Here is a 14,095-nt window from a genome sequence, read left to right on the forward strand (position 1 = left end):
CGCTCGGGGCGGTCAGCCTGGTCACCGACGTCTCCTCGGAGATGGTCACGGCCGTGCTGCCGCTCTACCTGGTGCTGGGCCTCGGCCTCTCACCCCTCCAGTTCGGCTTCCTCGACGGACTGTTCAACGGCGCCACCGCGCTGGTCCGGCTGCTCGGCGGACGGCTCGCCGACCGGGGCGGCGGCCGCCACCGGACGGTCGCCGGGGCGGGCTACCTGCTGTCGGCGCTCTCCCGGCTCGGGCTGCTGCTGGCCGGCGGCGCGGCCGGCGGTATCGCCGCCGCACTGGCCGCCGACCGGCTCGGCAAGGGCGTGCGGACCGCCCCGCGGGACGCGATGATCACGCTCAGCGCACCGCCGGAGGCGCTGGGCCGGGCGTTCGGCGTGCACCGGGCGATGGACACCACGGGGGCGCTGCTCGGGCCGCTGGTCGCGTTCGCGGTGCTGTGGGCGACGGCGGACGCCTACGACGCGGTCTTCGTGGTCAGCTTCGCCACCGGCCTGCTCGGCGTCCTGGTCCTGGTGCTCTTCGTCCCGGCCGGGCCGCCCGTGCCGGCGCCCGCACCGGTACGGGCCGCGGCCGCGCCCGGGCCGGCGCGGACGAAGCACCGGGTCCTGCGCGACCCGGTGTTCCGGCGGGTGACCGCCGCCGCCGCGCTGCTGGGCGCCGCCACCATCGGCGACTCCTTCCTCTACCTGCTCCTCCAGCGCGGCCTCGACCTGTCGCCCGTCCTCTTCCCGCTGCTGCCCCTCGGCGCGGCCGCCTGCTACCTGCTGCTGGCCGTCCCGGCCGGCCGGCTCGCGGACCGGGCCGGGCGGCGCACCCCGTTCCTGCTCGGCCACGGCGCGCTGCTGGCCGCCTACCTCACCCTGCTGGCACCGCTCGGATGGCCTTCCGCCGTCCTCGTCCTCGTCCTGCTCGGCGTCTTCTACGCCGCCACCGACGGCGTGCTGATGGCGCTGGCCGGGCCGGTGCTGCCGGCCGGCGGCCGGGCGGGCGGGCTCGCGGTGCTGCAGACCGGGCAGGCGCTGGCCCGGCTGGTCGGGGCGGCCGGGTTCGGCGTCGCCTGGACGTGGTGGGGACCGCGCCCCGCCCTGCTGGCCGCCGCCCTCGCGCTGGCCACCGCTCTCGCCGCCGCCTGGCGGATCCTGCCGGGAAGGAGTGACGCATGAACCCGCTGAACCCGCGCGCAACGGTGAAGGCACGCACGACCGTGCTGGTCCTCGCCCTCCTCGTCCTGCTGGGCGGCTCGCTCGGCTACGTCCTGCACGCCCGCGAGCGCGGCGGCGGGCGGCAACTCGTCGCGGCGGAGGCCTCGTTCACCCTGAACGAGGCGGGCCTCTACTACCGCGACGGCGCCACCGGACGGGTCGCCCGCACCCCGGGCACCCCGGACGGGCCGTCCTGCGAGCGGTTCTACGCGGCGGGGGAGCGGGCGCTGTGCCTGCGGGCGCTGCCCGGCACCCCGGCCCGCACCCAGGCCGTGGTCTACGACCGGGCGTTCACCGAACTGCGGACGGTCACCGTGCCCGGCATCCCGAACCGGGCCCGGGTGTCGCCCTCCGGACAGGTGCTCTCCTGGACCACCTTCGCGGTCGGGGACTCCTACGCGAAGAGCGGCTTCTCCACCCGCACCTCGATCCTGGACCTGCGCACCGGCTACCTGGTCAAGTCGATCGAGGAGATCCCGCTGACCCTCGGCGGCGCCCGGTACCACGCCGCCGACGTCAACTACTGGGGCGTCAACTTCGCCGCCGACGAGAACCGCTTCTACGCCACCGTCGCCACCGGCGGCCGCACCCACCTGGTCGAGGGCGACCTCAAGGCGTGGTCGGCGCGCGCCCTGCGGGAGAACGTCGAGTGCCCCTCGCTCTCCCCGGACGGCACCCGGATCGCCTTCAAGAAGAAGGTCTCGGACGACCCGGCCGCCCCCTGGCGGCTGTACGTGCTCGACCTGGCCGACCTGCGCGAGCACCCCACGGCCGAGTCGCACAGCGTCGACGACCAGGCTGCCTGGCTGGACGACGCCACCCTCGCCTACGCCCTCCCGGCCAGGGAGGGCAAGGGCGGCGACGTCTGGACGGTCCCCGCGGACGGCACCGGCGCACCGCGGCTGCTGGTGCCCGGCGGCTCCTCACCGGTCACCGTGCCGGCACCGTCCCGCTGACCGTGCGGGGCGGCCCCCACTCCGCACGGTGCGGGCCGCCCCGGACCGGCTCAGCGCTGCTCGGCCAGCCAGTCGCCGAACCGGGCCTCGGCGAGCCGCGCGCCGGGCCCGGGCAGCAGCGTGCGCTCCTCCAGCGCGGCGCCGAAGTAGCGGGCGCCGGGGTCCGTCACGACCGTGCGCGGGTCGTCCGTCCCGGCCAGCGCCGTACGGACCAGCTCGTCCAGCCCGAAGACCTCGGGACCGGCCACCTCCACCACGCCGTTGACGGGCGCGCCGACCGCCGTACGGGCCACGGCGGCGGCCACGTCGTCGGAGCGCACCGGCTGGATCCTCGCGGCGGACAGCCGCACGGTGTCCCCGTCGGTGGCAGCCGCCGCGATGCCCTTGGCGAACTCGAAGAACTGGGTGGCGTGGACGATCGACCAGGGCAGCCCGGAGGCCTTGATCAGCTCCTCCTGCGCCTGCTTGGCGCGGAAGTAGCCGCTCTCCTGGAGCCGCTCGGTGCCGACCACCGACAGCGCCACGTGGTGGGTCACCCCGGCGTCCGCACCGGCCTTCAGCAGGTTGGCGGTCGAGGTGCGGAAGAACGCCAGGACGGCGTCGTCCTCGAACGAGGGGGAGTTCGACACGTCGACCACCACCGGGGCCCCCTCCAGGACCTCGGCCAGGCCCTCGCCGGTGAGTGTGTCGACCCCGGTGCCGGGGGCGGCCGGAACCGCCTCGTGGCCCTGCTCCTTGAGTGCGGCCACCAGCTTCGAGCCGATGAGTCCGGTGCCACCGATCACGACGACCTTCATGAGGGGGATCCTCTCTGTGATTCTTCCGGTTCCCGCGGGCGGCCCCGGACGTGCGCCGGCCGGCCCCGCCCGCACCAGTAGGACAGCGCGGCCCCCGGATCTGTGACAACGACCCGGGTGAACCGGGTGGTACCGGGCTCAGCCCTCCAGCGAGGCCACGAAGGGCGCCAGCCGGGCCGGGTTCATCACCCACATGATCCGCTCGATCCCCTCGGCGGAGGCGTCCAGGCAGAGCAGGGCCGTCGCGGCGCCGCCGGCGGAGACCAGCACGGCCGGCAGCCCGTTGGCCTCCACCCACCGCAGCTCCGTCCCCGGCCAGAAGCGCGGTGCGAAGGCCGCCAGGTACCTGGCCACGACGGGGCGGCCGGTGACCGGGACGCGGGAGGCTCCGCGGACGCCCCCGCCGTCGGAGTAGCTGACGACGTCCGCCGCGAGCAGTTCCTCCAGCACCGCCAGGTCGCCGGTGCGCGCGGCGCCGACGAACACCTCCAGGAGCCGCCGGTGCTCGGCACGGTCCACGCGCGCCCGGCGCGCGGCGGCCAGGTGCCTGCGCGCCCGGCTCACCAGCTGGCGGGCGTTGGCCTCGCTGGTCTCCACGATCTCCGCGATCCGCCCGTACGGGTAGTCGAAGGCCTCCCGGAGCACGTACGCCGCCCGCTCCACCGGATTGAGCCGCTCCAGGAGCAGCAGCACGGCCAGCTCGACCGCCTCGGCGCGCTCGGCCCCCAGCTGAGGATCCGCCCGGGTGTCGACGGGGTCGGGGAGCCACGGCCCGACGTACGACTCCCGCCGCACCCGGGCCGACCGGGCGACGTTGACGGCCAGCCGGGTGGTGACGGTGGCCAGGAACGCCGCCGGGTCGCGGACGCCGGCGTGGTCGGTGCTGCGCCACCGCAGCCAGGCCTCCTGGACGATGTCCTCGGCCTCCGCCGTACTGCCGAGGATCCGGTACGCGATCCCGAACAGCTGCGGACGGACCGCGAGGAAGTCCCGGGTCGCCGGGTCGGGCGGGCCGGCGTCTGCGGCGGTCTGCACGGGTCGGTGTCCTCCACTGGGTGCGGCCGGGGGAGGCCGGACACGGCCCGGGCGGGACCGCGGCCGGCCTCCCTCCCGGGCTCAGCCGAACTGGCCGGGCCGGTACGCCCCGGCGGGCTGCCGGTTGATGACGTTGATCCGGTTGTAGGCGTTGATCACGGCGATGAGCGAGATCAGCGCGGCCAACTGGTCCTCGTCGTAGTGCTCGGCGGCGTTCTCCCAGGCCTCGTCGGTGACGCCGCCGGCGGCGTCCGCGATCCGGGTGCCCTGTTCCGCGAGCTCCAGCGCGGCGCACTCGGCGTCGGTGAAGACGGTGGCCTCCCGCCAGGTCGCCACCAGGTTCAGCCGCTGGGCGCTCTCACCCGCGTGCGCGGCGTCCTTGGTGTGCATGTCCGTGCAGAAGCCGCAGCCGTTGATCTGGCTCGCGCGGATCTTCACCAGCTCCTGCGTCGCGTGCGGCAGCCCCGCGTCGGACAGCACCTTGCCGGCCGAGTTGATGTGCCGCAGGACCCTGGCCCCGACACCGTTGCCGAAGAAGTCGAGACGGGCGTCCATGGTGTGCTCCTCGTGTCGTCGGGATTCACCTTCTTGACCGGACCGGACGGCGGAATGTGACACGGCTCCACTGTGGCCCGCATCACATCTGTCGGAGCCCTGGAGGGCCGGGGATGCCGGCCGGACCCGACGGCGTGTCACAACCCGCCGGGCTCGCCGGTCTTCTGACCGTACGACCGAAGCCGGTGCCCGCCAGGGCACGGGCGAAACGGAACCCGTCGCGCGGCGCCGGCGGCGGTGGCCGGCCCCCGGAACCCCGCCGCTGTCCGCCCATGTCCGGAGGAGGACACATGCACCCCCGTTCGAAGAGCACCCTGGCCGCGCTCGCGGTGTCGGCCGCGGTACTGGCCGGGTCGGCCGCCGCGACCGGAACCGCCGCGGCGGCCGAAGGCCCCTCCGCGGCCGCGGCCGCGATCTCCGTCTGCCTGCACGCGCAGCTCGTCGACTGCGGCATGGTCCCGGTCACCGTCAAGGACGCGGGCAAGGACACCTGGTCGGGCTCCCGCTGGCAGGACTCGATCTCCTCCCTCACGAACATCACCACCGCGCGGATGTGCTTCTGGGAGCACAACGGCTACCAGGGCCGGTACTTCGTCCTGGAGAGCGGCCACCAGGTGACCGACCTCGGGGGCACCGTGTTCAACGACGCGATCTCCTCCTGGAAGCCCTGCTAGCAGCGGCCGCGCCCCGTCACGGGCCGGTCCGGCACTCCCGACGAGGAGCGCCGGACCGGCCCGCCGCGCTCGGTCCGCCGCGGCAGCGGGCCGGGCGGCCCGCGTGGGCCGGACGGCCCACGACACGATCCCCTCGACGGAAACGGAGGAATCCGTGCAGACGATTCCCACCAGCGACCTCGACCTCTTCACCGACCGGGCCCTGGGCGACCCCTACCCGCTCCACCGCGAACTGCGCGGCCTCGGCCCGGTCGTCGAGCTCACCGCGCACGGCGTGTACGCCCTCGCCCGCTACCGCCAGGTGCGCGAGGCGGCCGCCGACTGGCGGGTCTTCTCCTCGGCCCAGGGCGTCATGATGAACGACCGGATCAACTCCGCCCTGCAGGGGATCACCCTGTGCAGCGACCCGCCCGAGCACACCCGGATGCGCCAGGTGCTGGGGCGGCCGCTGCGCCCGGAGCGGCTGCGCGAGCTGGTGCCCCGGATCGAGCGCGAGGCGGAGCACCTGGTCGGCCGTCTCGTGGAGCAGGGCTCGTTCGACGCCACCACGGAGCTGGCCCGGCACCTGCCGCTCACCGTCGTCTCCGAACTCGTCGGCCTCGGAGACGCCGGCCGCGCGCACATGCTGGAGTGGGCGAACGCCACCTTCGACGCCCAGGGCCCGATGAACCGGCGGACCGTCGAGGCCTTCCCCGAGCTCGACGAGATGGTCGCCTTCGCACTGCGCGAGGCCCGGCCCGGCACCCTCGACCCGGCCGGCTGGGCCGCCGAGCTGTACGCGGCGGCCGAGCGCGGCGAGCTTCCGGTGGAGCAGTGCCCGTTCATGGTGATCGACTACATCGCGCCCAGCCTGGACACGACGATCTACGCCGTCTCCAGCGCCGTCCACCTGTTCGCGACGCACCCTGAGCAGTGGGCCGTCCTGCGCGCCGACCCCTCGCTGCTCCCGCACGCCGTCAACGAGGTGCTGCGCCTGGAGTCCCCGATACAGCGCTTCACCCGCGTCGTCACCGAGGACCACGAGGTCGAGGGGTGCACCCTGCCCGCGGGCTCGCGCGTCATGCTCCTCTACGGGGCGGCCAACCGGGACGAGCGCCAGTACCCCGACCCCGACCGCTTCGACGTGCGCCGGCGCCCCTCGGACCACCTGGCCTTCGGCCGGGGGGAGCACGCCTGCGCGGGCCTGGGCCTGGCCCGGATCGAGATGCAGGCCGTCCTGGCGGCCCTGCTGCCCCGGGTCGGCCGCTTCGAACTCCTCGCCGCGGAGCCCGTGCTCAACAACGTCCTGCGCGGGTGGGCGAGTTGCCGGGTCCGGGTGCACCCGGCGGCGGACTGACGCCGGATTGACGCCGGATCAGGAACCGGTGTCCGTCGAGGCGCGGACGACGAGCTGGGGCTGGAAGCGTTCGACCCGCTCGGTCCGTTCGCGGCTCGGCGCCTGAAGCAGGGTCAGCGCGCGTTCGGCCATCGCGGAGAGCGGGTGGCGGATGGAGGTGATGGGCGGGTCGAAGAGTTCGAGTATCTCGGTGTCGTCGAAGCCGGTGACGGCGATCTTCCCGGGCACGGCGACCGATGAGCGGTGCAGGGTGCTCACCAGCCCGACGGCGAGCACGTCCGCTCCGCAGACGACTGCGTCGATCCGGTCGCGCTGTTCGACGATGCGCCGCCCCGCCGTGCGGCCCGCGTCGGTGGTGAAGTTGGGCAGCAGGACGGTGGTGGCGCCGTCGCCCTGGACCTCGGTGAAGGCCGCGAGCCGTTCCGCGCCCGAGGAGGAGGCCTGGTCCGCGGCGACCAGCGCGATCCGGTGACGGCCCGTCTGTTCCAGGTGCTCGACGAGGAGTCGGACGGCGGCCGCGTTGTCGAGGGTGACCGCCACGGTGCCGGAGCCCTTGGCCCACCGGTCGAACAGGACGACCGGGCGGCGGGCGGCGGCGTTGCGGATGGCGGGTCCGGACTCGTTGGCCGAGACGGGGACGACGAACAGGCCGTCGACCCGCCCGCCGAGCAGCGTGTCGATCTGCTCGGCCTCGATCGCGGGGTCGTTCGCCGCGTCGGAGACCATCAGCGTGCCGCCGGCCGCCCGCACGTGCTGGGCGATGGCGTCGGCGAGCTGGACGAAGTACGGGTTGGCGAGCGTGGGGACGACCACGCCGACGGTACCGGTGCTGCCGGTGCGCAGGGCCCGGGCCGAGTGGTTGGCCTGGTAGCCGAGCCGCCGGGCGGCCTCCTCGACCCGGCGGGCGAGCTCGGGGTCGACGTTGCGCGGTGTCCCGGCGAGTACCCGTGAGGCCGTCGCGCGGGAGACGCCGGCGGCCTCGGCCACGTCGAGGAGTCGGGGCGCTGTCACGTGGGTGTCCTTCGGATGGGTGGGCGGTGGAGGGGCCACGACATCGGGGCGGTCTTTTCACGAGGAGGCTACTTGACGGCCGGGGGGTGCTGGTACAGCATGTCGGAAATCGATCTCCCAAAGGAGCGTCAATGCCGTCCATCACCGTCGTCGGTTCGGTGAACCGCGACCTCGTGCTGAGCGTCGAGGGCCTGCCGCACCCCGGCGAGACCGTGCTCGCGCGGCACTTCGCCGAGGGGGCCGGCGGTAAGGGCGCCAACCAGGCGGTCGCCGCGGCGCGCCTCGGATCCCGGGTGCGCCTGGTGGCCAGGGTCGGCACGGACGCGGCCGGCCTGCTGGCCGCGCTCGCGGCCGAGGGCGTGGACGTCACCGAGGTGCGGACGGACGAGCGGCACCCGACCGGACTCGCCGCGGTGGTCGTCGACGGCGCGGGCGAGAACACCATCGTCGTGAACCCGGGGGCCAACGCGGCCCTCGGCGCCGAGGACCTGCCCGCCAGGCTGGTCCGCTCACCCGGCGAGATCGTCCTCGTGCAGAACGAGATCGCCCCCGGTGTGGTCGACCTGGCGGTCCTGCGCACCCGCGAGCAGGGCGGGACCGTGGTGTTCAACCCCGCGCCGGCCCGCCCGGTCGCCCCGGGCGTGCTGGCGGCGGTCGACGTCCTGGTCCCCAACCTGGGCGAACTCGCCTCCCTGCTCGGCGCCGACCGCCCCGCCGGACTGCCCGAGGCGCGGGAACTGCTGGAGCACGCCGTGCTCCCCTGCCGGGCCGTCGTGGTCACCCTCGGGGCCGACGGCGCGCTGCTCAAGGAGTCGCACGGCCCCGGCGTCCTCCACGTCCCCGCTCCGCGCGTGGACGCGGTGGACACCGTGGGCGCCGGCGACACCTTCTGCGGAGCCCTCGCGGACGCCCTCGGCCGCGGCGCCGCCCTGCCGGCCGCCGTCGAACGCGCGGTGCGTGCCGCTTCGCACGCCGTCACCGGCCTCGGCGCCCAGTCCTCCATGCCCTACGCGGCCCAGCTCGACACCACCTCCCTCCCCTCCGCCCCCTGACACCCCCCACGGGCCCCTCACCAGCACAACGGAGAACCACCCATGAAGAACCTCAAGATCGGCCTGTTCGAGAACGCCCAGACCAACGCGAGCGGCACCGCCACCTGGCGCCACCCCGACAGCCGGCGGCACCTCTTCGACACCCTCGGGTACTGGCGCGAGCTCGCCACGATCTGCGAGGACGCCAAGCTGGACTTCCTCTTCCTGGCCGACGCCTGGGGCTGGTCGGAGATCGACGGCACCCGCCCGCCGATCGCCACCGAGGAGACGCTCGACCTGCCCCGGCTCGACCCGGTCGTCGTCGCGTCCGCGCTGCTGTCGACGACCACGAACCTGGGCCTGGTGATGACCGGCTCCGTCCTGGTCGAGCCGCCGTACGCCTTCGCCCGCCGGATGGCCACCCTCGACCAGCTCTCCGGCGGCCGGATCGGCTGGAACGTCGTGACGACGGGCACCGCCGACACCGCCGTCAAGGCCTTCGGCATGGAGATGGTGGCGCACGACGACCGCTACCGGATGGCCGAGGACTTCCTCGACCTCGTCTACAAGTACTGGGAGGGCGCCTGGGAGCCGGACGCCCTGGAGAAGGACAAGGACGGCCGCTTCGCCGACCCCGCCAAGGTCCACCTGGTCGACCACAAGGGACCGTTCTTCCGCTCGCAGGGCTACGGCAACACCGCACGCTCCCCGCAGGGCACCCCGGTGCTCTTCCAGGCCGGGGCCTCTCCCGCCGGCCGCCGGGTCGGCGGACGGCACGGCGAGTGCATGTTCGTCGGCAGCGGCTCCGTCCAGCAGCTCGCCGGGCACACCGCCTCCATCCGCGAGGAGGCGGTCAAGGCCGGCCGCCGGGCCGACGAGGTCAAGGTGATGTCGGCGTTCTCCTGCGTCGTCGGTGCCTCCCGCTCGGACGCCGAGCGCCGCTACCAGCGGATCCTGGACGCCCAGCGGCCCGAGGTCACCGTCGCCAGCTACGCCATGTTCACCGGGCTCGACCTCTCCTCCTACGCGCCGGACACCCCCATGACGGAGCTGTCCACCGAGATGTCGCAGACCCAGGTGGCCCGCTTCGCCGGCAAGACCGTCGGCGACGTGCTCGCCGACTGGCACACCCACGGCGTCGGCGCGCGCCCGGTCGTCGGCACGGCCGAGGAGATCGCCGACGAGATCTGCGCCCTCGCCGAGGGCGCCGACCTCGACGGGTTCCTGCTCTCCCCGGCGGTCCAGCCGGCCTCGACCACCGAGTTCGTCGAGTCGGTGCTGCCGATCCTGCGCAAGCGCGGGGTCTTCCGCGGCGAGTACACGGAGGGCGAGAGCCTGCGCGAGCGGCTCACCGGGGCGGACGACCGCGCGCTGCCGGCCAGCCACCCGGCGGCGCGGTACCGGCACTGAGAACAGCACCCGAGAGGAGAGGATGACGATGACCATGGCCACCCTTGCCCCCGAACCGGCCGGGACGTCCACGCCGGCGGAGCTGGACGCGGCGACCCTGCGACAGGCGTTCGGGGCCTACCCGACCGGTGTGGTCGCGATCAGCGCGCTGCGCGCGGGCGAGCCGGTCGGCTTCGCCGCCAGTTCCTTCGTCTCGATCTCGCTCCAGCCGCCGATGGTCGCCGTCAGCGTCGCCCGCACCTCCACCACCTGGCCGCGCCTGGCGGAGGCCCCCGTCCTGGGACTGAGCGTGCTCAGCCACGGCCAGGGCGCGCTCTGCCGGCGGCTGGCCTCCCGCGAGGCCAGGCGTTTCGACGGCGTCGCGTGGTCGGCGACGCCCGAGGGCGCCGTCCTCGTCGAGGACGCCGCGCTGTGGCTGACGGCCAGGGTGGGCGCGACCTACGACGGCGGCGACCACGAGATCGTGCTCCTGGAGCTGATGAGCGTCGAACTCTTCGACGGCGTGGAGCCGCTGGTCTTCCACACCAGCCAGTTCCGCGAGCTGCTGCCCCATGCCTGAGACCTCCGGGTCCGGCGCCCCGGCCGCCCGCCCGCACCTCACCGGCACGGTGGTGCACGGCGCCGGCCGGGGCCACGGGCTCGGGTTCCCCACCGCCAACATCGCGGCCGGCCCGGACTCCCCGGTCCCGCCGGCCGCGGTGTACAGCGGCTGGGTGGTGCGCCACCGCACCGGCGCCGTCCACCCGGCGACGATCAGCGTCGGATCGAACCCGACCTTCTGCGACACCGCCGAGGTCCACGTCGAGGCGTACTGCCACGACCTGGCGGAGGACGTCTACGGCGAACCGGTCACCGTGTGGTTCGCCGAACGGCTCCGCGACACCGTGAAGTTCCCCTCTCCCGCCGCCCTGGTGCGCGCCGTGCGGGAGGACGTCCGGCGCTCCGAGGCCGTCCTCGCCTCGGACCACGGGCGGCGCGTCCGCGACGACGCGCTCGCCGCGCACCGCAGCACCATCACCGCCCCCTGAGGCTCCCCGCACGGTCCTGCCCCCCACCACCGTGCCGCGCCTCGCCACCGGCCCCGTCCCGGGCCGCAGCTCACACCCAGGCTTGTTCCCCCAGCAAACAAAGGTGTAGGTCATGAGCGCACTCGAGTGGCTGAACAACCAGTTCAGCTTCTTCGGCATCCCCGTCTACTGGTCCGACTTCCTCGGCAACATCCTGGCGCTCGCGACCGTCTGGCTCGCCCTGCGCCGCTCGCTGGTCGCCTGGCCCGTCCAGATCCTCGGGTCGGTCCTGCTGCTGATCGCCAGCCTCAACGTCCACCTCGGCGGCAACGCCGCCCGGCAGGTCGTGATCATCGCCTCGGCCTCCTGGGGCTGGGCCACCTGGCGGCGCAGCCGGCAGCAGGAGGGCGCCATCAACGTCCGCTGGGCGTCCTGGCGGGAGCGCGCGGTCCTGATCGCCGTCATGGCCGTCGGCACCTTCGCGTTCGCCGCGGTGCTCAAGGCGAACGACGCCTCGTTCTACCCCGGCGCCCCCTGGTGGATGGTCCTCGCGGACGCCTGGATCTTCGTCGGCTCGATCCTGGCGATGTACACCCAGGCCCGCCGCTACGTGGAGTTCTGGTTCGTCTGGCTGGCCGTCGACCTGGTCGGGGTGCCGCTCGCGATCCACTCCGAGCTGTACTTCTCCGGCATCGTCTACGGGATCTTCTTCATCATGGTCCTCATCGGCATCCGCGACTGGGCCTCGCACAGCAAGGGCCAGGAGATCGCCTCCCCGCTGGAGCCGGCCGTGGTCGTGGAGGGCCGCGGCGACACGACCCCGGCCGCCAGGCCGTAACCCGGCCGCGGCGGCACGGTGACGGCCACGTCCTGCGAGCCACTCTCCCGGGCCCGCAGGACGTGGCGTCGGCGCGCTACCTGCTCCGGCCGATCAGCCGCAGGACGGAGTCCGGCGGGTCGGCTTCCTTGTCCTTGACGTGCGAGTCGGGGACCGCCGGCCCGTAGACCTGGCGCATCGGGACCAGACCGCCCCAGGCGTTGCCGTGGTCCCAGTCCCGGTCCTGCTGGTTCTCGTGCTCCGGTTCGGGGGCCGCGTGCGTCTTGGACCTCACGATCGTGTCCTTCTCCGTCAGGCTGACGGAGAGGACCCCGACGGTGGGGGTGTGCTCCTCGTCCGAGTCCAGTTCACCGCCCTTGCCGTCCTTGATCGGGCGCAGCTCGGGCCACCGGCCCGGGACGACCTGGTTGCAGAGCGCCTCGAACGCCTTCGCCCGGTTCGCCGCAGCGACCTTCCGCGCGACGCCGTCCACCACCACGGAGCGGTAGTTGAGGGAGGTGCTGATCGCCGCCCGTCCGACGAGCAGGCCGTCGAGCAGGGTGACGGCCAGGCAGACGGGGACCCCGGTGTCGCTCCACAGCTGCCGCAGCGAGGGCTCCAGCTTCGTCTGCGGCGGCCAGTGGATCGAGCCGTGCAGGTAGATCAGCTTCTGGTCGGCCTCCTCGTGGTAGGCGTAGACCATGGGCACGCACCTCGGCCGGCCCGTGACGGGGTCGACGTGGGCGAGGGAGCAGACGTAGCCCTTCCTGAGGACCGCGGTGGCCGCCGCCAGGTCCTCGACCTCCTTCGTCCGCTTGAAGTGCTGGTTCATGCCTCCTCCTTGTCGGCGTCCTCCCGGGCCTTGTCGAGGATGCCCTGGACCACGCCCGTCGGGTCCTGGCCGTGGAAGGGGCGGCCGAAGAGCCAGTTGTAGAGCATCTCCCGGGAGATCTGCGGCTGGTAGTACGGCACCTCGTGCCCGGAGTCGGGCACGGCGACCTGGGTGACGTTGTCCAGGGTCCGGACGAAGCCCTTCGGGTGCCCCTGCGCCTGCTTCCAGATCAACCGCTTGGCGTTGCCCCAGCCGTTCTTCATGATCTCGGCGAGGATCTCCTCGGTGCTCTGGTAGCCGCAGGCGGTGTCGAAGTCCCCGGTGTAGAGCAGGACCTGGTACTTCTCCTCCGCGTGGATGAGGTCGGCGTACAGCGGCGATGCGTCCGCCATGACGTCGGCCTTCAGCGCGGTGGCCACCGGTCCTGAGTTGTCCGCGAACTGCCATTCGTGCTCGGCGTGCACGGCCGTCTTCACGGGTCCGCTGTTGAGGTAGGCGGGAAGCGAACCCGGGGACAGGTCGTCCCAGCGCCGCACGTCGTAGACGTCGAAGTTTCCCCCGAACGCCAGCACGGCGTTGACCAGGCCGTTGCCGAGATCGGTGGCCTTCTTCATCCGTCCGGCCTTGAGGGCCTCCTGGAAGTCGAGGTAGGCGAGGTCCAGGGCGGCCTTCTGGTTCAGGCCGAGGAATCCGGACGCGTAGGCGTAGTCGATCATGACGCGCACCGAGAGTTCCGGTTTGATCCAGCCGTTGCCCACGGCGATCCCGCGCAGGTTGAGGTGCGTCCCGGTGCCGCCGGCGTTCTGCTCGTGGATCCGCTTGGCGATGTACGGCACGTACTTGCCCGCGTAGCTCTCACCGCAGACGTAGAGGGGACACGCCAGGTACTCCGGGTAGGTGTCGAAGAACCGCTGGAGCGCCAGCCAGAACATCTGACTGAGGGTCTCCTCGTCCTCGACGTAGACGTCCTCGGTCTCGCAGTAGCTGTATCCGGCCCCGACGGGCTGGTCCCAGTAGAGGAGGTGAGCCTCCTGGTTCCAGCTGTCGGGGCTGACCGAGACGGATCCGGCGGCGTCGTCGCCGATGCGCACCGGGCCGTTCTCCAGGAACAGCCCCGCGAGCGAGGAGGCGCCGGGCCCGCCGTTGAGCCAGATCAGCAGGGGGGTCCGCCCGATCAGCTCCTTCTGCTTGTCGGCGTCGAGGTTGGGGTCGCAGGTCTGGCTCTCGAAGAACCAGTAGAACAAGTGGCTCTTCGCCGTTCCCGGGCCGTCGACGTCCGCGTACCCGGCGTAGGACCGGGCGGTCTTCGGGAGGCCTTCCTCCTCCTTCTTGGCGGGGTCGGGGTAGAAGTGGATCTTCTGCGTGTTGGAGGCGTTCGCCGGGATCGAGTACACGGGCTGACGGGGCATGGGGCACCTTCCTT

At 73.3% G+C, this 14,095-nt stretch carries 15 protein-coding genes; 9 read left to right on the top strand and 6 right to left on the bottom strand.

The features are described 5' to 3' along the window. Together ACFU74_RS13845 and ACFU74_RS13850 are read left to right on the top strand one after the other, a co-directional pair. Positions 1 to 1,172: MFS transporter (locus ACFU74_RS13845; protein WP_380756023.1), on the top strand; the 1,172-nt coding region annotated here is incomplete at its 5' end. Then, positions 1,169 to 2,167 carry a hypothetical protein gene (locus tag ACFU74_RS13850; RefSeq protein ID WP_380756025.1) on the top strand — a complete coding sequence of 333 codons (999 nt, stop codon included), beginning with the start codon at positions 1,169 to 1,171 and terminating at the stop codon, positions 2,165 to 2,167. The genes ACFU74_RS13845 and ACFU74_RS13850, both read left to right, overlap by 4 nt. 50 nt (positions 2,168 to 2,217) lie before the next feature. Here the strand turns inward: ACFU74_RS13850 and ACFU74_RS13855 are convergent, their stop codons facing one another. The 3 genes from ACFU74_RS13855 to ACFU74_RS13865 all read right to left on the bottom strand — a co-directional run bounded on the left by ACFU74_RS13855 (position 2,218) and on the right by ACFU74_RS13865 (position 4,554). Continuing rightward, positions 2,218 to 2,964: an SDR family oxidoreductase gene (locus tag ACFU74_RS13855; RefSeq protein ID WP_380756027.1), complete on the bottom strand. Its 747-nt coding sequence runs from the start codon at positions 2,962 to 2,964 to the stop codon at positions 2,218 to 2,220. Between the two features lie 138 nt (positions 2,965 to 3,102). Next, positions 3,103 to 3,999, bottom strand: coding sequence for an RNA polymerase sigma-70 factor (locus ACFU74_RS13860; protein WP_380756029.1), 897 nt, complete (start codon positions 3,997 to 3,999; stop codon positions 3,103 to 3,105). A gap of 81 nt (positions 4,000 to 4,080) precedes the next feature. Beyond that, positions 4,081 to 4,554, bottom strand: coding sequence for a carboxymuconolactone decarboxylase family protein (locus ACFU74_RS13865; RefSeq protein WP_380756031.1), 474 nt, complete (start codon positions 4,552 to 4,554; stop codon positions 4,081 to 4,083). Between the two features lie 290 nt (positions 4,555 to 4,844). Here ACFU74_RS13865 and ACFU74_RS13870 point away from each other — a divergent pair, with 290 nt between their 5' ends. Then, positions 4,845 to 5,228, top strand: coding sequence for a hypothetical protein (locus ACFU74_RS13870; protein ID WP_380756033.1), 384 nt, complete (start codon positions 4,845 to 4,847; stop codon positions 5,226 to 5,228). Positions 5,229 to 5,382: 154 nt separating this feature from the next. Next, entirely contained in the window at positions 5,383 to 6,564 is a 1,182-nt protein-coding gene (locus ACFU74_RS13875; RefSeq protein ID WP_380756035.1) for a cytochrome P450, read from the top strand. An 18-nt stretch (positions 6,565 to 6,582) separates the two neighbouring features. On the opposite strand, the gene ACFU74_RS13880 is transcribed toward ACFU74_RS13875, so the two are convergent. After that, entirely contained in the window at positions 6,583 to 7,575 is a 993-nt protein-coding gene (locus tag ACFU74_RS13880) for a LacI family DNA-binding transcriptional regulator (protein ID WP_380756038.1), read from the bottom strand. 131 nt (positions 7,576 to 7,706) lie between these two features. Here ACFU74_RS13880 and ACFU74_RS13885 point away from each other — a divergent pair, with 131 nt between their 5' ends. The 5 genes from ACFU74_RS13885 (at position 7,707) to ACFU74_RS13905 (ending at position 11,861) form a co-directional block, all read left to right on the top strand. Beyond that, the gene (locus ACFU74_RS13885) at positions 7,707 to 8,627 is read left to right on the top strand and encodes a ribokinase (protein WP_380756040.1); all 921 of its coding nucleotides are present in this window, start codon (positions 7,707 to 7,709) and stop codon (positions 8,625 to 8,627) included. A 42-nt stretch (positions 8,628 to 8,669) separates the two neighbouring features. Beyond that, positions 8,670 to 10,016: an NtaA/DmoA family FMN-dependent monooxygenase gene (locus ACFU74_RS13890; protein ID WP_380756042.1), complete on the top strand. Its 1,347-nt coding sequence runs from the start codon at positions 8,670 to 8,672 to the stop codon at positions 10,014 to 10,016. A gap of 28 nt (positions 10,017 to 10,044) precedes the next feature. Next, positions 10,045 to 10,575, top strand: a complete 531-nt coding sequence (locus ACFU74_RS13895) for a flavin reductase family protein (protein ID WP_380756044.1) — start codon at positions 10,045 to 10,047, stop codon at positions 10,573 to 10,575. Continuing rightward, positions 10,568 to 11,044, top strand: a complete 477-nt coding sequence (locus ACFU74_RS13900) for a riboflavin kinase (RefSeq protein WP_380756046.1) — start codon at positions 10,568 to 10,570, stop codon at positions 11,042 to 11,044. The genes ACFU74_RS13895 and ACFU74_RS13900 overlap by 8 nt, the downstream gene beginning before the upstream one ends. A gap of 112 nt (positions 11,045 to 11,156) precedes the next feature. Then, complete coding sequence (locus tag ACFU74_RS13905) at positions 11,157 to 11,861, top strand: nicotinamide riboside transporter PnuC (protein WP_380756048.1); 705 nt, start codon at positions 11,157 to 11,159, stop codon at positions 11,859 to 11,861. 76 nt (positions 11,862 to 11,937) lie between these two features. Here the strand turns inward: ACFU74_RS13905 and ACFU74_RS13910 are convergent, their stop codons facing one another. Together ACFU74_RS13910 and ACFU74_RS13915 are read right to left on the bottom strand one after the other, a co-directional pair. Beyond that, complete coding sequence (locus tag ACFU74_RS13910) at positions 11,938 to 12,672, bottom strand: pyridoxamine 5'-phosphate oxidase family protein (RefSeq protein WP_380756050.1); 735 nt, start codon at positions 12,670 to 12,672, stop codon at positions 11,938 to 11,940. After that, on the bottom strand, positions 12,669 to 14,081 hold the full coding sequence (locus ACFU74_RS13915; protein WP_380756052.1) for a hypothetical protein: 1,413 nt from the start codon (positions 14,079 to 14,081) through the stop codon (positions 12,669 to 12,671). Before ACFU74_RS13915 ends, ACFU74_RS13910 begins: the two co-directional genes overlap by 4 nt. Between the last annotated feature and the right edge of the window lie 14 nt (positions 14,082 to 14,095).

Source organism: Kitasatospora sp. NPDC057500, from assembly GCF_042802195.1.
Taxonomy (GTDB): Bacteria; Actinomycetota; Actinomycetes; order Streptomycetales; family Streptomycetaceae; genus Kitasatospora.